Here is a 17,643-nt window from a genome sequence, read left to right as displayed (position 1 = left end):
ATCAGATCTCCATGCCCAGCATCGAGGCCACTGTGTGCACATCCTTGTCGCCGCGTCCCGACAGGTTGACGATGACGATCTGGTCCTTGTCCATATCAGGCACGATCTTCACCGCATGCGCGATGGCGTGGGCGGATTCCAGCGCCGGGATGATGCCTTCGACGCGCGTCGTCAGCTTGAAGGCTTCCAGCGCCTCGTCGTCGAGGATCGGCACATATTCGACGCGGCCGGAATCGCGCAGCCAGGAATGTTCGGGGCCGACGCCGGGATAGTCGAGGCCGGCTGAGATCGAATGGCCGTCGAGGATCTGGCCGTCGGCGTTCTGCAAGAGATAGGTGCGGTTGCCGTGCAGCACGCCGGGCGCGCCGGCATTCATCGAGGCGCAATGCTCGATGCCGTCAAGGCCGCGGCCGCCGGCTTCGATGCCGATGATGCGGACTTCTTTGTCATCCAGGAACGGATGGAACAGGCCGATGGCGTTCGAGCCGCCGCCGACAGCCGCGATGATGGTGTCGGGTAGCCGGCCTTCCTGTTCGAGGATCTGGGCGCGCGCCTCGATGCCGATCACCGACTGGAAGTCGCGCACCAGCTCCGGATAGGGATGCGGGCCGGCGGCAGTGCCGATCAGGTAATAAGTGTCCTCGACATTGGTGACCCAGTCGCGCAACGCTTCGTTCATGGCGTCCTTCAGCGTGCCGTGACCGGCGGTCACCGGCCGCACTTCGGCGCCGAGCAGCTTCATGCGGAAGACGTTGGGGCTTTGGCGGGCGACATCGGTGGCGCCCATATAAACGACGCAGGGAAAGCCGAAGCGCGCCGCGACCGTGGCCGCGGCAACGCCGTGCTGACCAGCGCCCGTCTCGGCGATGATGCGCTTCTTGCCCATGCGCTTGGCCAGCAGGATCTGGCCGAGGCAGTTGTTGATCTTGTGCGAACCGGTGTGGTTCAAATCCTCGCGCTTGAAGTAGACTTTGGCGCCGCCCCCGAGGCCCTTCGCCGAGGAAACCTCACGAAGGTGTTTTGTGAGCCCTTCGGCGAAATACAGCTTTGATGGCCGACCGGCATAATGGGTCGACAGGTCGGTCAGTTCGGCCTTGAAGTCCGGATCGTTCTTGACCTCGTTCCAGTGCCGTTCGAGGTCGAGGATCAGCGGCATCAGCGTCTCGGCCACGAAGCGGCCCCCGAAGATGCCGAACATGCCCTGTTCGTCGGGTCCCGTGCGGAAGGAATTGGGTGTCGCCGGCTTGTTCATCGCCGATCTCCTGGTCTTGGTTCTGAGCATGTCTTATCGGAAAACCGGTTCCCACTTCTCCGGAACATGCTCGGGTTCGAAAGAAGTGCCTCAGGCAGCGCGGTCGTCGCGCGCGGCCCTGACGGCCCGGAAGAACTGCTCGATCAGCGCCGGATCCTTGACGCCCGGGCCGCTTTCCACCCCCGACGAAATGTCTATCGCGGGCGGATTGGCTGATATCAGGGCGTCGCCGATATTGGCGGCGTTGAGCCCACCGGAAAGCATGTAATCGAGCCCGGCGTCAAGGCCGGCCAGGATGCGCCAGTCAAAGGCGACGCCATTGCCGCCCGGAAGTTGCGAGCCCTTTGGTGGCTTGGCATCGAACATGAAGCGATCGGCAACGCCGATGAACGGCTTTAGCCGCTCGAGATCGGCTACCTCACTGACGGAGAACACCTTCATGACAGGCAGGCCGTAGCGAGCTTTCACCTCGGCCACCCGCTCGGGCGTCTCCGTGCCGTGCAACTGCAGCATGTCGGGGCGCATCTTTGCGACGATCTCATCCAGGAACGCGTCATCGGCATCGACCGTCACGGCGACCGCCCTGGCCTTGCCGATTGCCGCCTCGCGCAGGCGGCCGGCTGCCGCAGGCTCGACATAGCGCGGGCTTTTAGCAAAGAAGATGAAGCCGACATGGCTGGCGCCGCCGGCCAGGGCCGCGGCCATTGCCTCATCGGTCTTCAATCCACAGATCTTGATATCGAGCGCCATGGCGCGGGGCTTGGCACGAAACCGGCCAAGAGTCGAGAAAAAGCATGCTGTTTGCCGGCAACGCCAAAGGCGCTACCTATTGATGGGAGAAGCAAGGCGGAGCAGACGAATGGCCGACCAGAGCATAGCCGAACTCAGGCAGAAGATCGCGCAAGCGCGCGACGTCATCGCCCATCTGATGCAAAAGGCCGCCTTCGACGGGGCGGAAGCGCACCGGGTCCTGGATTATTTCGGCAGCGATGCGTTCGAGCAGAATTTCCTGCCATGGCCGCGCCATGGCGACGAAGGGCTGCGGCCTGAAGAGCTTAATGCGGCCAATGATGATTGAGCGCGCCGCCGGCGAAGGCTAATCGAACACAATCGCCTGCAATGCCCCACCATTCCGCTTCAGCCAGTCCTTGCAGCGGTCGGTGTCGGGGCAGAGCTGCTCGCACAGTTTCCAGAATTTCGGGCCGTGGTTCATCTCCTTGAGATGCGCCACCTCATGCGCGACCAAGTAGTTTATCACCGGCGTCGGCGCCATCATGATGCGCCATGAGAAGGACAAATTGCCGTCGGAAGTGCAGGAGCCCCAGCGGCTCGACGTGTCCTTGAAGCGGATAGCCTTGGCGCGCTTGCCGATGGCCTCGGTATGCTTGACCACCAGCTTCTCGATGTCCTTCTTGGCCTCGCGCCTGAGGAAATCGGCGATGCGGCGCGGCAAATGTATGCGCTCGCCATGGACGATCAGCAGCGGACCGCGCTCGTCGCGCGACACGGTGACGGTGCCGCGTTTCGACGGTTCGTGGACGATGCGATGCGCGACGCCGCGTATCGGGATCTTGATGCCGGGGCGCACTTGCGGCCGTGTCGGTACCTTGGCCAGACGCTGCTCCAGCCAGCCCTGATGGCGGTGAAGGAATTTCTCCACCTCGCCGCGGCGCAGGCCCGGCGGCACGGTGATGCGCAGCCCCTGGCCGCCCGAATCGATGCGCAGCGTCAGCCGCCGTGCGCGGGCGCTCTCGACGATCCTGAGCGGCAGTGTGCGGCCGGCAACGACGTGCTCTCGCTCTTCGACAGGCGAGGGTTTTGGTTTGGTCAGGTTGCGGAAAAAGCCGAAGGACATGGCTGAACGATACGCGATTCGAGGAAAACGACCAGAACAAAAAAGAAACGGCGCCGCTCGCGCGACGCCGTCCATCATGCCAAGGCCTGTCTTAGAGCGCCGCGCGTCTCTGACGCGCAAAGGACGCTGTAGCACTCTAATTCGGCGCATGAACCTTTCCGAAAATCGGTTTCGATTTTCGGGGTCATGCGCGCAGCCTCAGTCGTCAAGCAGGTTCGGGCCCTTGCGCTTGGGCGTCGCGGGCTTGGCCGTTTCGGCCGAGCCTGTCTTCGCAGGCGCTGTCGACTTGTTGCGGTTGGCCATGAAGCGGTTGAACTCGTCCTGGTCCTTGGCGCGGCGCAATTCGCGGGCGTACTCGTCGAACTCGCTCAGCATCTCATCGAGCTTGCGACGCTCTTCGGCGAGGCGTTCGAGTTCCTTCTCGCGCCAGTCGTCGAAAGCGACATTGCCGGTGCGGGCCGAACCGTGGCCCCAGCGCGCGGCCTTGTCGGAACCGCGACGGCAGCCGGCGAAGATGCCGTCGGTGGCCCGGTTGACGTCGCGCTTGAAGCCGTCAAGCCGGTCGCCCCAGATGATGTAGGCGAGCATGGCGAAGCCAAGCGGCCAGAACACCATGAAGCCGATCACCATCAGCGCGATGGTCGCCGGCGTCCAGGCCGGGCGGATCAATGCGGATGTGTTCATTTTCTCCCATTCCTTCGGTTGGAGACAGCCAAGAGCGGCTGCGTGGATTCGAAATGGGATGAGAAAAACGGCGATTCAAGACAACGTCCGCCAAAACCGGACAAGGTCCTGAATTGATTATCGCTTTTTGACCGCTTCGAGGAAAAGCACGACCAGGCCGGCGACCAAGCCCCAGAAGGCGGCGCCAACGCCGAACAAAGTCAGCCCCGACGCGGTGACAACGAAGGTGACAGTAGCCGCCATGCGCTGGTCCTCGTCCTTGAGCGCGATCGCCAGCGCGTTGGCCAGCGACCCCATCAACGCCAGGCCGGCCACCAGCACGATCAGGCTTTGCGGCAGCACTGCGAAGATCGCCACCAGCGAGGCGCCGAAAACCGCGAAGATCAGATAGGCAAGTGCATAGAAGGGTCCGGTCTTCCAGCGCTCGGCCGGGTCGGGATGGACGTCCGGCCCGGTGCAGATCGCCGCAGAGATCGCGGCCAGATTGGTGGTCGAGCCGCCAAACGGCGCCGACAGCAGCGAGAACAGGCCGGTGACGCCGATCAGCGGGCCGGGTTCGGGGTGATAGCCGGCGGCGCGCAAGACGGCGAGACCCGACAGGTTCTGCGACGCCATGGTGACGAGGTAGAGCGGCAGCGCCAGGCCGATGACAGCTGCGGCGCTGAAATGCGGGGCAATCAGCGTCAGCGTCGACAGTTCCGGCGCCGGCAGTCCGCCGACACGGCCTGTCAGGAATGCGGCGATGCCGCCGCCGATCAGCACCGCCAGCACCGACAGCGCCGGGTTGAACAGGCGAATGACGAAGAAGGCCGCGATCAGCGGCAGGATCAGCCAGGGATCGACCGGAATGGTCTTGACGGCATTGAGCGCGAAGGTGACGACGATGCCCGCCAGCATGCCGGACGCGACCGACGCCGGTATCCTTGATATCAGCTGGGTCAGCGGCTTGAACAGGCCGGTGGCGATCAACATCAAGCTGGTGACGATGAAGGCGCCGACCGCATCAGCCATGGTAAACCCGCTCGATGCCGCCATCAGCGCCAGGCCCGGTGTCGACCAGGCGGTGATGATGGGTATTTTCGTGCGCCAGGACAGCCACAAGCATTCGATCGCCATCGCCACGCACACTGCCGTCACCCAGCTCGCGGTTTCGGCTTGCGTGGCGCCAACCGCCTTGGCGGCGGCAATGACGACGGCCAGCGTGCCGCCGAAGCCGACGATTGCCGCGACAAAGGCGGATATCGGGATGGAAATGCGCATTCTTGCCTACCCCGCCCGCTGAACCATGTCGCCCACCGCCCTCAGCAGCATGTCGAGATCCTGCGGCCGCGACAGCCGGTGGTCGCCGTCGGGAATGAGCGACAAGGTGACGTCGTCGGCCGGCAGCAGCGAGACCAGCTTCAGCGCATGGCTTGCCGGCACATCGGCATCGGCCAGGCCCTGCAGGATGTGGACGGGGCAATGGGTATCGATCGGCCCGGTCATGACCCGGTTCGCCCTGCCGTCCTCGATCAGCGCGCTTGTGTAGATGTAAGGCTCGGCGGAATAGTCCGAAGGTTCTTCGAAAAAGCCTTTCTCCCGGAGGTCGCGCCTCTGTTCCTCCGTCAGAGCCGGCTCGACCAGCTCGGCGGTGAAATCCGGCGCCGGCGCGAGCAGCACCAGGCCAACCACATTGCTGTCGCCCGCCTTGCGCAGTTCCTGCGCCATGCGCAGCGCGATCCAGGCGCCCATCGACGAGCCGACCAGGATTTGCTTGCCCTCGGTGAAACGCCGGAAGGCGGCGAGGCTCTCGCCAAGCCATTTCGAGATGGTGCCGTCGGCAAAGGCGCCGCCGGATTCGCCATGGCCGGAATAGTCGTGGCGCAGATATGCGCGGCCTTCCCTGGCCGCCCAATCCGACAACGTTTGCGCCTTCGTGCCCAGCATGTCGGATTTGTAGCCGCCGAGCCAGACGACGCCGGGCGTTGCGCCCGAGGAATGGCGAACCGCGATATCAATGCCGTCGACATCCAGTAGGGTTGGGGTGGTCGCGGTCATGGCTGTGGATCAATCCTGGTTCTGGGGGCCTGATTGTGGGAGCCTGATTTTACTCGCCGGTCTTTTGACACAGGCACAGGCGAGGCGGAAAGTGCTCGCGACATCCTTTGTTTGGTGCAGGCCTGCGATCAGGGTGATTTTCTGTCAGCGCTGTGCTATTGACTCCGCCCGCGCGCTCACCACATTGGCGCGTCCTGAACATTCTAGATTGAAACCCTGAACGAAACGGCCAAGGAGACCACGACCATTCGCAGACCTTTCAAAGCAGCGGCGCCCACCAAAGATGGCCCGCGCTCCAACCGTGATATCCGGGTTCCCCGGGTCCAGCTGATCGACGCCGATGGCCAGAACCGCGGCGATATTTCCATCAACGACGCATTGCTGCTCGCCGAAGAGGCAGGGCTCGATCTGGTCGAGATCTCGCCCAATGCGGTGCCGCCTGTCGTCAAAATTCTCGATCTCGGCAAATTGAAATACGCCAACCAGAAGAAGGCGGCCGAGGCGCGCAAGAACCAGAAGGTCATCGAGATCAAGGAGATCAAGATGCGCCCGAACATCGACAGCCATGACTACGAAACCAAGATGAAGGCCGTGCGGCGCTTTTTCGAGGAAGGCGACAAGGTCAAGCTGACGCTGCGCTTCCGCGGCCGCGAGATGGCGCATATGGAACTCGGCATGCAGCTCCTGAACAAGGTGCGCGAGGAGACGGCTACCATCGCCAAGGTCGAAGCCGAGCCGAAGCTGGAAGGCCGCCAGATGATGATGGTGCTGGCGCCGCGCTAGATCAGTTCGGGCGTTGCGCTCTAAATCCGCCTGAATCCTGTCTCATGGCGTCCCGGCGATCGGCGGGACGCCGATTCTCCTGTCCAGACGCCGCGATCGCCGGCAAAGCTTCTCGACGATCGGATTCCCGACATGGCCAATGAAATCAACCCTGCGCCCATCAAGGAGCTGGGCGGCTACCAGCACATGCGCCGCATGGTGCTTGCGGTGCTGGTGGTGGTGCTGTTTGCGGCACTGCTGTTCGGCCAGTCGACCTTCCCGCCCGATACCCCGGTGCATGAGACGATCGAGATGGTCGGCGTGCTGCTGATCTTCCTTGGCGTCGTCGGCCGCTTGTGGTCGACACTCTATATCGGGGGGCGCAAATCCTCCGAAGTGGTCACCGGCGGACCCTATTCGATCACCCGCAATCCTCTCTACGTGTTCTCGACCGTTGCCGCCGCCGGCGTCGGGGCGCAGATCGGCTCGTTCTCCGGCATCGTCCTGTTTGCGCTGTTGTGCGCCGGCGCCTTCCACATCGTCATCCTGCGCGAGGAACGGTATCTCAAGGAGGTTCTCGGCGCGCCCTACACAGCCTATCTGGCGCGGGTGCCGCGTTTCTTCCCCCAGCTGTCGCTCTACCAGGAAGGCGACACCGGCAGCTTCAAGCCGCGCCTCTTGCTGACCACCTTGCTCGACGGGCTGGTGTTTCTGGTGGCGTTGCCGGTGTTCGAGACCATCGATGGCGCCCAGCAATCGGGCATTCTGCCGGTGCTGTTTAGGCTGCCCTGATCGCGCAGAGAGCGTCGCAGCCGCTCGGGTGTTGCGCGCCAGCCCGCTTTGACGTATAGGACCGCCGTTCCAAGAAAACCGCCCGGCAGGGCATGCCGTGGCGGTTTCATTTGCTTTTCGGGCTTTTGGTCCGCCCGAAGCGAACAAGAAGCGCGATTGTGCGCCACCAATACGGAGTAGCAAAATGCCCAAGATGAAGACCAAATCGGCCGCCAAGAAGCGGTTCAAGATCACAGGTACGGGTAAAGTCCTGTCGGCTGCGGCCGGCAAGCGTCACGGCATGATCAAGCGTTCCAACAAGTTCATTCGAAATGCCCGCGGCACGATGGTTCTGGCTGAACCGGATGGCAAGAAGGTCATCAAGAATTTTCTGCCGAACGGCCTCTGAGCATTCGGCAGGAACAGCGTTTAAGGAGATCATGACATGGCACGCGTAAAAAGAGGCGTCACCTCGCACGCCAAGCACAAGAAGGTCCTGAAAGCCGCGAAAGGCTTCTACGGCCGCCGCAAGAACACCATTCGCATCGCCAAGCAGGCGGTCGAAAAGTCGATGCAGTATGCGTATCGCGACCGCAAGAACCGCAAGCGCTCGTTCCGCGCGCTGTGGATCCAGCGCATCAACGCCGCGACGCACGAGCATGGCCTGACCTATGGCCGCTTCATCGACGGCCTCAACAAGTCCGGTATCGAGATCGATCGCAAGATCCTGTCCGACATGGCCATCCATGAACCGCAGGCGTTCGCCGCACTCGTGGCCAAGGCCAAGGTCGCGCTCGAATATCTGAAGAACACCACCCCGAATGCTTTTGAAAGCGCTGTCGCCTAAGACCAGCGCTTCCCAGCATTCGCAATTCTGATTGGGGAACCCGCGCTGGCACGGCTGGCGCGGGTTTTTCTTATGGCTGAACTTTCAACTTGAAAGTGACTTTCACCTCAAAGTTGACTCCCAACACAGCGAGTTTGACCGTGAACGACATAGCTACCGGCTTGGATACTCTCGAAAACTCCCTGATGGCCGACGTCGCGTCGGCCGCCGATGAGGCTGCTATCGAAGCCGTGCGCGTCGCGGCTCTCGGCAAAAAGGGGTCGATCTCGGAATTGCTGAAGACACTGGGCGCGATGAGCGCCGAGGAGCGCCAGGTCAAGGGCCCCGCGATCAACGGCCTGAAGAACCGCGTCACCGAAGCGCTGACGACACGCAAGGTCGAGCTGAAGGATGTGGCGGTCACGGCGCGCCTTGCCGCCGAGACGGTCGACGTGACGCTGCCGGTGCGGCAATCGCCGGCCGAGCGCGGCCGCATCCATCCGATCAGCCAGGTCATCGACGAGATCGCGGCGATCTTCGGCGATCTCGGCTTTGCCATCGCAGAAGGTCCCGATGTCGAGAGCGACTATTACAATTTCACCGCGCTGAATTTCCCCGAAGGGCATCCGGCGCGCGAGATGCACGATACCTTCTTTTTCCAGCCGGACGAAAAGGGCGAGCGCAAGCTGTTGCGCACGCACACCTCGCCGGTACAGATCCGCACCATGGAGAAGCAGAAGCCGCCGATCCGCATCGTCATTCCCGGCAAGACCTACCGGCAGGATTCCGACGCTACCCACTCGCCGATGTTCCATCAGGTCGAGGGGCTGGTGATCGACAAATCGGCCAATGTCGCCAACATGAAGTGGGTGCTGGAAGAATTCTGCAAGGCTTTCTTCGAGGTGCCGCAGGTCAAGATGCGCTTCCGGCCGTCCTTTTTCCCGTTCACCGAGCCCAGCCTCGAGGTCGACATCCAGTGCGACCGCTCGCGGCCCGGCGAAGTGCGATTCGGCGAAGGCTCCGACTGGATGGAGATCCTCGGCTGCGGCATGGTCCACCCCAATGTGCTGCGCGCCGGCGGGCTCGATCCCGACGAATATCAGGGCTTTGCCTGGGGCATGGGCATCGACCGCATCGCCATGCTGAAATACGGCATGCCGGACCTGCGCGCCTTCTTCGACGCCGATGTGCGCTGGCTGTCGCATTACGGTTTCAGGCCGCTCGACATGCCGACGCTGTTCGGAGGTCTTTCCGCATGACGGCGCCGCACACGGGTGGCTGCCGCTGCGGCGCGGTACGGTTCGAGGCATCAGTCGAACCGCACCATATCAGCTATTGCCATTGCGGCGATTGCCGGCGCGCCAGCGGCGCGCCGGTGTCGGCCTTTGTCGGCTTCCTGACCGAGCAGGTGGCTTTCACCGGCAAGGCGCTGAAGATGTACGAGAACGGGCCGGTGACGCGCTCGTTCTGCGGCATTTGCGGCTCGCCTATCGCCTATGTCGACGAGCGGCTGGAAGACCACATCTATTTCATGCTGGGCGCCATGGACATGCCGGCCTATTTCCGGCCGACGCACCATGCCTATGTGCGCGAGCAGCTGCCCTTCGTGCATATGCCCGACGACTTGCCGCGCCATTTGAAGACAAGCGTACCCAGACCCGATGGACAAGGTCCGGGCGGGTACAGACAAAACGGAACATAGTGATGAAACTCACCCTTTCCTGGCTCAAGGATCATCTCGACACCGACGCCACGCTCGACGAGATCGTCGAGAGGCTGACCTCGATCGGCCTCGAAGTCGAGCATGTCGACGACAAGGCCGGCCTGAAGCCGTTCGTCATCGCCAAGGTGCTGACGGCGGTGCAGCATCCCGACGCCGACCGGCTGCGGGTGCTGACCGTCGACACCGGCAATGGCGCAGCCCCTGTCCAGGTGGTGTGCGGTGCGCCGAATGCCCGCGCCGGCTTGATCGGCGCCTTCGCCGCGCCCGGCGCCTATGTGCCCGGTATCGACGTGACGCTGACCGTCGGCAAGATCCGGGGCGTCGAGAGCCATGGCATGATGTGTTCCGAGCGCGAGCTGGAGCTGTCGGATGAGCACAATGGCATTATCGACCTGCCGGCCGATGCGCCTGTCGGCACCAGCTTCGCGGCTTACGCGCATCTCGACGATCCGGTGATCGAGATCAATCTGACGCCGAACCGGCCGGATGCGACCAGCATTTACGGCGTCGCCCGGGACCTGGCGGCAAGCGGGCTTGGCCGGCTCAAGACCGCGCCGGTCGAAGCGGTCCTTGGCAAAGGTGAAACGCCGGTCAAGGTGACCATCGAGGCGCCGGAGCTCTGCCCCGGTTTCGCGCTGCGCCTGGTGAAAGGCGTGAAGAACGGGCCGTCGCCGAAATGGCTGCAGCAAAGGCTGATCGCCATCGGCTTGCGCCCGATCAGCGCGCTGGTCGACATCACCAACTACGTCACCTTCGACCGTGGCCGGCCGCTGCATGTGTTCGATGCCAAGAAGGTCGCCGGCAATCTCGTCGTGCGCCGCGCACGCGACGGCGAGAAGGTGCTGGCGCTTGACGGGCGCGAATACACGCTGACGCCGCAGATCTGCGTGATCGCCGACGACAATGGCGTCGAATCGATCGCCGGTGTCATGGGCGGCGAGCATTCCGGCTGCGACGAGAACACCACGGACGTGCTGATCGAATCCGCTCTTTGGGATCCGATCACCACGGCCCGCACCGGCCGTACGCTCGGCATCATCACCGATGCCCGTTACCGTTTCGAGCGTGGCGTCGACCCGGAATTCATTGTGCCCGGCGTCGAGCTGGCGACAAAGCTGGTGCTGGAGTTCTGCGGCGGAGAGCCGACCGAGACGGAGGTGGTCGGCTATGCCGGCTACAAGCCGAAGATCGTTTCCTTCCCGATCTCGGAAGTGAAGCGGCTGACCGGCATCGAGGTGCCGAAGGCGGAAAGCCTCGACATCCTGACCCGCCTCGGCTTCAAGCCGTCAGGCTCGGGCGACGTCGTCGATGTCGCTGTGCCGTCCTGGCGTCCTGACGTCGACGGCAAGGCCGACCTGGTCGAGGAAGTGATGCGCATCCACGGCGTCGACAACATCGCGCCGCAGCCGCTCGGCGCGCATGACGCGGTCAACTCCAAGATACTGACGACGCTGCAGGTTCGCACCCGCACTGCCAAGCGCTCGCTCGCCGTGCGGGGCATGCTGGAGGTTCTCACCTGGTCGTTCATCCCGGCCAAACACGCCGAACTGTTCGGCGGCGGCCAGACGGCGCTGAAGCTCGCTAATCCGATTGCAGCCGACATGTCCGATATGCGGCCCTCGTTGTTGCCCGGCCTGATCGTCGCCGCGCAGCGCAATGCCGACAAGGGCATCGGCGATGTCGCGCTGTTCGAGGTCTCCGGTACCTATGAGGGCGACGGCCCCGACCAGCAGCGGCGCGTTGCCGCCGGTGTGCGCCGCGGCACCGCCAAGCTCGACGGTTCCGGCCGCAGTTGGGCCGGCAATTCCGGTCCGGTCGGCGTGTTCGACGCCAAAGCCGACGCGATTGCAGCGCTGGAAGCCTGCGGCGCGCCGGTCGACAGGCTGCAGATCGAGCCAGGCGGTCCGGCCTGGTATCATCCCGGCCGCTCCGGCACGATCAAGCTCGGCCCGAAGACAGTGCTCGGCACCTTCGGCGAGTTCCACCCGAAGACGCTGGAGGGGTTGGACGTTTCCGGACCGATCTGCGGTTTCGAGGTCTATATCGACGCCGTGCCCGAGCCGAAGGCCAAGCCGACGAAAACCAAGCCAAAGCTGGAGCTGTCCGCCTTCCAGGCGGTGAAGCGCGACTTTGCTTTCGTCGTCGACAAGACGGTGGAGGCCGGCGCGCTGGTGCGCGCGGCGCTCGCCGCCGACAAGAAGCTGGTCACCGGCGTTTCGGTGTTCGATGTGTTCGAGGGGGCATCTCTCGGGACCGCCAAGAAGTCGATTGCCATCGAAGTATCTATCCAGCCGGTTGAAAAGACGCTCACCGACGAGGATTTCGAGGCGCTGGCCAAGCGCATCGTCGACAATGTCGGCAAGCAAACGGGCGGCATGCTGAGAACGTAGAGCGGCTAACGCCGCCCTACGTATTTCGACTTCACGCAATTCTTAGGGAAAGCGCGTCTTAGGAAAAGCGCGGCGCGCTTTCCCAGTAAAACCGCTACACACTTTTCCTGGAATTGCTTCTGAGGATTGCCGGCAGTTGCGAATCGCTCTCCAAAGGGCGATGGACCATCTGCGCTATTCCGGTCTGCCGTTCGAAGCCCAGCGCGAAGCGTTTCTCGCCATGGTGTTGGCGGATGCGCTCGTCAGCGACGCGCTGGAGCGGGCCCGCACGCTGGCGTTGCCGGACTGGCTGGTGGTGTCCGGCGCGCTCTACAACAGCGTCTGGAACCACCTGACCGGCAAGGCGCCGGGCTACGGCATCAAGGATGTCGATCTCTTCTACTTCGATGACAGCGACCTGTCCTACGAGGCCGAGGACGCGGTCATCCGTCGAGCCGCGCAGCATTTCGAGGGGCTGGCTCTGCCGGCCGAGGTGCGCAACCAGGCACGGGTGCATCTGTGGTATCCGCAGAAATTCGGCCAGCCCTGCCCGCGCTATACGAGTTCCAGCGAGTCGGTGAGCTATTTTGCTTCGAAGACGCATGCGGTCGGGGTGCGATACGATGCCGATGGGCAGCTTGAGGTCGTGGCGCCGTTCGGGCTGGATGACCTCTTCGCGTTTCGCATCACGCCCAACCGGCTGATGGATAACAGGCGCACGCATGAGGCCAAGGGGGCGAGGGCGAAGGCGTGCTGGCCGGAGATTACGGTGGTGCCGTGGTGAGACTTNCCCCACCCCGATCCGCTTCGCGGATCGACCCTCCCCACAAGGGGGAGGGTAAAAGGTGAGGATAGCCCCTCAAAACTCGATTCCCTGCTGCGCCTTAACGCCTGCGGAAAAATGGTGTTTGGTCACGCCCATCTCGGTGACGAGGTCGGCCGCCTCGACCAGCGCCGGCTTGGCATTGCGGCCGGTGACGACGACATGCAGGCCTTCGCGCCGCGCTTTCAGCGCCGCGACCACCTTGTCGAGATCGAGATAGTCGTAGCGCAGCGCAATGTTGAGCTCATCGAGGACGACAAGGCTGACAGAGGGGTCGGCGATCAGCTCCAGCGCCTTGGCCCAGGCGGCTTCGGCCGCCGCAATGTCGCGCTTCAGATCCTGCGTCTCCCAGGTGAAACCCTCGCCCATCGTGTGCCAGACGACACGGTCGCCGAACGCCGCGAAGGCGTCCTTTTCGCCGGTGTGCCATTTGCCCTTGATGAACTGGACGACGCCGACGCGCTTGCCATAGCCGAGCATGCGCAGCGCCAGCCCGAAGGCGGCCGTGGTCTTGCCCTTGCCGGGTCCGGTGTTGACGATCAGCAGCCCCTTCTCGACCGTCTTTTCCGCGACCTCGGCGTCCTGCACCGCCTTGCGTTTGGCCATCTTGGCGCGGTGGCGTTCTTCGTCTTTTGCGTCGATATCGGTCATCATTTCACCTTGAGCGGCAGCCCCGCCACCATCAGTAGCACCGTATCGGCAACCGCCGCGACCTGCTGGTTGAGACGGCCGGCGGCATCACGAAACCGGCGTGCGAGCGCATTGTCGGGCACGATGCCTTGCCCGACTTCGTTCGAGACAACGAGCCAGGGCCCGCGCGGCCGCGACAGCATGTCGGCTAGCCGCCGGCATTCCGCCTCGAGATCATGGTCGGAAAGCATATGATTGGTCAGCCACAGCGTCAGGCAATCGACGAGCACCGGCTGGTTGTCGGGCAAGGCTTCGAGCGCTCCGACAAGATCGAGCGGCGCGTCGATGGTCGCCCATCCTTCGCCGCGCCGCGAGCGATGCAGCGCGATGCGCTCGCGCATCTCATCGTCATAGGCTTCGGCGGTGGCGATATAGGCCCATGGCGGCGGCAACGCCGTCGCCAGGGTTTCGGCATGCGCGCTCTTGCCGGAGCGCGCNGTGGCGATATAGGCCCATGGCGGCGGCAACGCCGTCGCCAGGGTTTCGGCATGCGCGCTCTTGCCGGAGCGCGCACCGCCGATGATAAAGGTCAAACTGCGATCAGGCAAAGCTGTCGCGCAGGCTGGTCGCCGAGCCGGTGAAGCGTTCGCGCACCACGCCAATGACGGCGCCGAGCACCAACCAGAACACCAGATTGGTCACCGTCACCACCACCACGAACTGGTGATGCAGGCCTTCGGGGATCGGCGTCTCGAAACTGTCGGGCTGCGGCGCGCCGACAATATGCGGGGCGACGATCAGAACGACGGCAAGGACGGTCAGCGGCGCCGAGGTGCGGAAGGCGATCAAGGCAAGGCCAATGGCAGTCGCCACAACCGTCGCCACCCACCAGATCTGGCGCTGCATGAGATCGGCCGCCGGCATTGCCGGCAGTTCCGGCGGCAGGCCGAGGCCCGGAGCCAGCGTGAATACGGCAAAGCCGGCCAGACCCCAGAACACCCCCTGGCGCCAGTTGCCGATGCCGCCGGCGAATTCGGAAACCGCCACCAGGACCAGCGCGAAACCGATACCGGTGACGATATTGGCCAGCACGCTGAAGGCGAATCGCTCGAAGCCGTCGGCCGGCGCCCAGCCTTCGTCCTCCGCTGGCGCGGCAGCTTCAGCCGGTGCGGGTGCTGCGCTGCTCACGGCATTTTCCGCCGGCGCGGCGGTGCTCATGGCATTGGTGTCCGCAGCGTTGGCGGCGGGCGCCGCGGCATGCTCATGCTCATGGCCGCCACCAGCCTTTTCGTAGACCTCGGCCTTGAGGATCAGCGGCACGGTGGCGTAGGCCTGCATGCAGGCGAGAGCGACACCCGCCACGAGCCCTGCGATCGCCGCGATGAACACGACGTTGCGAAACAGGTTCATGATGTCAGATCCTCGTCAGTGGCAGGGAAACGCCATCGAATGGCGATAGTCGTGCGCCGCATTGTGGACCGCATCGATATGCGAGAAACCGACAACGCCGACGACGAAAATGCCCAGAAACGCGCTAAGCACGAGCTGCATGAAGCGCGACTGCGAGGAGACGGAAGCGCCGAGGGAGACGGAAGCGGTATTCATATCTTGTCCTTTCGCCCTCCACCCGAGGGCATCGAAGTCAGTTCCCTGTCGCCGGCAGGTCTCCTGGCTCGCGGATCAGCGCCCTTCCCCACCTTCCCGAGGAAAAAATCCTCAGTGGCTTGGAGAGGACTACCGCACACAGTTGCGGGGGCAGCCACGGCATTGGGCAACAAGTCAGCCCTCACCGCATTCCCTCTTGGTCCCTAACGGAACCGACGACATGCATGACTATAGGCTGAAACGGCCGCATCCGGCAAACCAAATTCCGCCGGCCAACAGCGCGAATGCGCCATGCGGCGTTACGGGTTCAACGCGGTGATCCGCTCGGCAACCAGCCGCTGCAGCCGCCACAGATGGCGATCGTGAATGCCGCGCTCTTCAAGGTTTTTCACCGTGTTGTAGAGATAGTCGGCGCCCGACCCCCAGTGCCCGCAGGACGTTGCCAGCCTTTCGACGACCTTGCCCTCGTCGAGCGGCCCTGAATAGGTCAGGCCGTTGCGGTTGATGACGAAGGCCAATGCCCTGAGCGGTCCGGCCTCGCTTGCAAGCTTCAGCATGCGCGGCCGGTAGCTTGTCGGCTTCAGCGTGACTTCGCGCCGGAAAAGCCGGCCCAACTGCCCGCGCCGGTTACTTTCGGTCAGCCGGAAGGCGACGCCCTTGCATTGTCCGCCACGGTCCAGCGCCATCATCAGGCCGGGGCTGTCCTTGGTGCCGCGCCAGCGCGTCATGTTCATGCAAAAGGACCGATGCCAGCCGCGCGCCAGCGCAACGCGGTCCTCGACATAATCTATTTCCGGTTTCCAGATCAGCGATCCATAGCCGAACAGCCATAGCGGTTCGCTATCCGGGAGTTCGACCTGCAATTCATCCAGCAGCGCGTCATAGTCGGCGTCATCGAGATGCATCGCGTCCGGATCCGGCCCGGGGTCCCTGATCTCGCGCCAGCAGCGCGCGACCAGCTCCGGCGTAAGCGACATCTGTCGTGCGGCCACGTTCCGAATCCCCCCAATTTCCGAATGTCCCATGTCCACGACATGATTATGCGCCGCGCCTGCAACCGGCAATGCGGCACTCTGATTGACAAACGATTTGCCGGGGTGTCGGCTGACGCTTCATAGGAAACCAGCCATGCATCCCAACCCGAGCGAGCGCGACCCCTATAACGGCCTGAGCCGGGCCGAACCGACGCTACCGTCGTTGGCCTATTGGGATAGCGAGGCTTACCAGCGCGATCTCGACGCCATCTGGCACAAAAGCTGGCTGCTCGTCTGCCGCGAGGCCGACCTCGCCCAGCCGCTGGCGTTCAGGACATTCCGCGTCGGCACGCAGGAAATCGTCGTGCTGCGCGACGACACCGGCGAGTTGCGCGCCTTCCACAACACCTGCCGGCATCGCGGCTCGCAGCTTTGCCAGGAAAGCGAGGGCCGGCTGAAAGCGCGGCTCATCACTTGCCCCTACCACGCCTGGTCCTACTCGCTGCGCGGCGATCTCGTGCGCGTTCCCTCGAAATCGCTGCCAGATGGTTTCGACAAGGCAGATCATCCGCTCTACCGGGTGGCGCTGTCGGTGTGGCGCGGTTTTGTCTTTGTGAACCTTCAGCAGGCTGCGGCCGGCTCCGCCGGGACCTCCTTCGATCCCGCATCCGGCGACCTCGCCAACTGGCCGCTGGAAACGCTGGTATCAGGCCATGTCCTGCTTAAGGTGATGAACTGCAACTGGAAGATCTTCTGGGAAAACTTCAACGAGTGCCTGCATTGCCCGGGCGTCCACAAGGACCTGTCTCGGCTGGTGCCGATATACGGCCGCGGCCTGATGAGCCGGCACGACGACCCCGACTGGGTCCGCCATGCCGACAATGACGCGCCGGAGTTTTCGGGTGGCCTGCGCGCCGGCGCCGAGACCTGGTCGCGCGACGGACATGCCCATGGCCCGGTCTTCCCGGGTCTGACGGCGGCCGAGCGCGCGGCCGGACAGACCTATGCCACCAACCTGCCCTCGATGTTCATCGTTGGCCATGTCGACTATATCAGAACGGTGCGGCTGGTGCCGCTCGGCCCGGAGCAGACCGAGCTGACCGCCGAATGGCTGTTCGCGCCCGAGGCGCTGGCTGAGACCGACGTCGACAATGTCGTCGCCTTCGGCACCCAGGTGCTGGAGGAGGATGCCGCGATCTGCGAGATCAACCAGAAAGGCCTGCGCTCGATGCGGCACCGGGCCGGCGTGCTGATGCCGGAGGAGTATGATCTGCACCGCTTCCACAACTGGGTGCGCGAGCGGCATGCTGCACTTGAGGCAACCGCCTGATC

The 17,643-nt window shown here is 63.7% G+C and carries 21 protein-coding genes and 1 riboswitch; of the genes, 10 read left to right on the top strand and 11 right to left on the bottom strand.

The annotated features are described in order from the left end of the window. Nucleotide 1: 1 nt before the first annotated feature. Together trpB and X730_RS139520 are read right to left on the bottom strand one after the other, a co-directional pair. Complete coding sequence (gene trpB / locus X730_RS139515; protein WP_023681393.1) at nucleotides 2–1,252, bottom strand: tryptophan synthase subunit beta; 1,251 nt, start codon at nucleotides 1,250–1,252, stop codon at nucleotides 2–4. A gap of 90 nt (nucleotides 1,253–1,342) precedes the next feature. Continuing rightward, nucleotides 1,343–2,002 carry a phosphoribosylanthranilate isomerase gene (locus X730_RS139520; RefSeq protein WP_023681392.1) on the bottom strand — a complete coding sequence of 220 codons (660 nt, stop codon included), beginning with the start codon at nucleotides 2,000–2,002 and terminating at the stop codon, nucleotides 1,343–1,345. A gap of 109 nt (nucleotides 2,003–2,111) precedes the next feature. On the opposite strand from X730_RS139520, the gene X730_RS139525 reads away from it, so the two are divergent. Next, nucleotides 2,112–2,330 (top strand): hypothetical protein, encoded by a 219-nt coding sequence (locus tag X730_RS139525; protein WP_023672288.1) that lies wholly within the window; start codon nucleotides 2,112–2,114, stop codon nucleotides 2,328–2,330. An 18-nt stretch (nucleotides 2,331–2,348) separates the two neighbouring features. Here X730_RS139525 and X730_RS139530 read toward each other — a convergent pair whose 3' ends face one another. The 4 genes from X730_RS139530 to X730_RS139545 all read right to left on the bottom strand — a co-directional run bounded on the left by X730_RS139530 (nucleotide 2,349) and on the right by X730_RS139545 (nucleotide 5,828). Further along, nucleotides 2,349–3,107 (bottom strand): M48 family metallopeptidase, encoded by a 759-nt coding sequence (locus tag X730_RS139530; protein WP_023681391.1) that lies wholly within the window; start codon nucleotides 3,105–3,107, stop codon nucleotides 2,349–2,351. 198 nt (nucleotides 3,108–3,305) lie between these two features. Continuing rightward, nucleotides 3,306–3,791, bottom strand: a complete 486-nt coding sequence (locus tag X730_RS139535; protein ID WP_023827357.1) for a DUF2852 domain-containing protein — start codon at nucleotides 3,789–3,791, stop codon at nucleotides 3,306–3,308. Between the two features lie 117 nt (nucleotides 3,792–3,908). Continuing rightward, on the bottom strand, nucleotides 3,909–5,051 hold the full coding sequence (locus X730_RS139540; RefSeq protein WP_023827356.1) for a benzoate/H(+) symporter BenE family transporter: 1,143 nt from the start codon (nucleotides 5,049–5,051) through the stop codon (nucleotides 3,909–3,911). Between the two features lie 6 nt (nucleotides 5,052–5,057). After that, a complete protein-coding gene (locus X730_RS139545) occupies nucleotides 5,058–5,828 on the bottom strand; it encodes an alpha/beta hydrolase (protein ID WP_023827355.1) in 771 nt (256 codons plus the stop codon). A 246-nt stretch (nucleotides 5,829–6,074) separates the two neighbouring features. On the opposite strand from X730_RS139545, the gene infC reads away from it, so the two are divergent. The 8 genes from infC (at nucleotide 6,075) to X730_RS139585 (ending at nucleotide 13,063) form a co-directional block, all read left to right on the top strand. Continuing rightward, nucleotides 6,075–6,611 carry a translation initiation factor IF-3 gene (gene infC / locus X730_RS139550; protein ID WP_023744911.1) on the top strand — a complete coding sequence of 179 codons (537 nt, stop codon included), beginning with the start codon at nucleotides 6,075–6,077 and terminating at the stop codon, nucleotides 6,609–6,611. A 132-nt stretch (nucleotides 6,612–6,743) separates the two neighbouring features. Further along, on the top strand, nucleotides 6,744–7,382 hold the full coding sequence (locus X730_RS139555) for an isoprenylcysteine carboxylmethyltransferase family protein (RefSeq protein WP_023681388.1): 639 nt from the start codon (nucleotides 6,744–6,746) through the stop codon (nucleotides 7,380–7,382). A 184-nt stretch (nucleotides 7,383–7,566) separates the two neighbouring features. Next, nucleotides 7,567–7,770 carry a 50S ribosomal protein L35 gene (gene rpmI / locus X730_RS139560; protein WP_006201248.1) on the top strand — a complete coding sequence of 68 codons (204 nt, stop codon included), beginning with the start codon at nucleotides 7,567–7,569 and terminating at the stop codon, nucleotides 7,768–7,770. Nucleotides 7,771–7,806: 36 nt separating this feature from the next. After that, the gene (gene rplT / locus X730_RS139565) at nucleotides 7,807–8,208 is read left to right on the top strand and encodes a 50S ribosomal protein L20 (protein ID WP_023672281.1); all 402 of its coding nucleotides are present in this window, start codon (nucleotides 7,807–7,809) and stop codon (nucleotides 8,206–8,208) included. 185 nt (nucleotides 8,209–8,393) lie between these two features. Beyond that, complete coding sequence (gene pheS / locus X730_RS139570) at nucleotides 8,394–9,446, top strand: phenylalanine--tRNA ligase subunit alpha (RefSeq protein WP_032885996.1); 1,053 nt, start codon at nucleotides 8,394–8,396, stop codon at nucleotides 9,444–9,446. Further along, a complete protein-coding gene (locus X730_RS139575) occupies nucleotides 9,443–9,889 on the top strand; it encodes a GFA family protein (protein WP_023696009.1) in 447 nt (148 codons plus the stop codon). The genes pheS and X730_RS139575 overlap by 4 nt, the downstream gene beginning before the upstream one ends. A 2-nt stretch (nucleotides 9,890–9,891) precedes the next feature. Next, the gene (gene pheT, locus X730_RS139580; RefSeq protein WP_023823994.1) at nucleotides 9,892–12,300 is read left to right on the top strand and encodes a phenylalanine--tRNA ligase subunit beta; all 2,409 of its coding nucleotides are present in this window, start codon (nucleotides 9,892–9,894) and stop codon (nucleotides 12,298–12,300) included. A gap of 160 nt (nucleotides 12,301–12,460) precedes the next feature. Continuing rightward, nucleotides 12,461–13,063 (top strand): nucleotidyltransferase family protein, encoded by a 603-nt coding sequence (locus X730_RS139585; RefSeq protein WP_023672277.1) that lies wholly within the window; start codon nucleotides 12,461–12,463, stop codon nucleotides 13,061–13,063. A gap of 75 nt (nucleotides 13,064–13,138) precedes the next feature. On the opposite strand, the gene cobO is transcribed toward X730_RS139585, so the two are convergent. From cobO to X730_RS139610, 5 genes are all read right to left on the bottom strand, one after another. Further along, nucleotides 13,139–13,753, bottom strand: a complete 615-nt coding sequence (gene cobO, locus X730_RS139590) for a cob(I)yrinic acid a,c-diamide adenosyltransferase (protein WP_023685228.1) — start codon at nucleotides 13,751–13,753, stop codon at nucleotides 13,139–13,141. Further along, complete coding sequence (gene cobU / locus X730_RS139595) at nucleotides 13,753–14,325, bottom strand: bifunctional adenosylcobinamide kinase/adenosylcobinamide-phosphate guanylyltransferase (RefSeq protein ID WP_023827354.1); 573 nt, start codon at nucleotides 14,323–14,325, stop codon at nucleotides 13,753–13,755. The genes cobO and cobU overlap by 1 nt, the downstream gene beginning before the upstream one ends. A gap of 7 nt (nucleotides 14,326–14,332) precedes the next feature. Further along, nucleotides 14,333–15,142: a CbtA family protein gene (locus X730_RS139600; RefSeq protein WP_023827353.1), complete on the bottom strand. Its 810-nt coding sequence runs from the start codon at nucleotides 15,140–15,142 to the stop codon at nucleotides 14,333–14,335. Between the two features lie 15 nt (nucleotides 15,143–15,157). Next, nucleotides 15,158–15,337, bottom strand: coding sequence for a CbtB domain-containing protein (locus tag X730_RS139605; RefSeq protein ID WP_023670784.1), 180 nt, complete (start codon nucleotides 15,335–15,337; stop codon nucleotides 15,158–15,160). A 35-nt stretch (nucleotides 15,338–15,372) separates the two neighbouring features. Then, nucleotides 15,373–15,569, bottom strand: a riboswitch (cobalamin riboswitch). A 67-nt stretch (nucleotides 15,570–15,636) separates the two neighbouring features. Continuing rightward, nucleotides 15,637–16,329, bottom strand: coding sequence for a gamma-glutamylcyclotransferase (locus X730_RS139610; protein WP_031203234.1), 693 nt, complete (start codon nucleotides 16,327–16,329; stop codon nucleotides 15,637–15,639). A gap of 136 nt (nucleotides 16,330–16,465) precedes the next feature. Between X730_RS139610 and X730_RS139615 the strand changes: the two genes are divergently transcribed. Then, nucleotides 16,466–17,641 carry an aromatic ring-hydroxylating dioxygenase subunit alpha gene (locus X730_RS139615; protein ID WP_023827351.1) on the top strand — a complete coding sequence of 392 codons (1,176 nt, stop codon included), beginning with the start codon at nucleotides 16,466–16,468 and terminating at the stop codon, nucleotides 17,639–17,641. Nucleotides 17,642–17,643 lie beyond the last annotated feature (2 nt).

Source organism: Mesorhizobium sp. L103C131B0, assembly GCF_000502275.1.
Lineage (GTDB): Bacteria > Pseudomonadota > Alphaproteobacteria > Rhizobiales > Rhizobiaceae > Mesorhizobium.
Note: the sequence above shows the minus strand (reverse complement) of the source record. Positions and strands in the feature narration are given on the sequence as shown.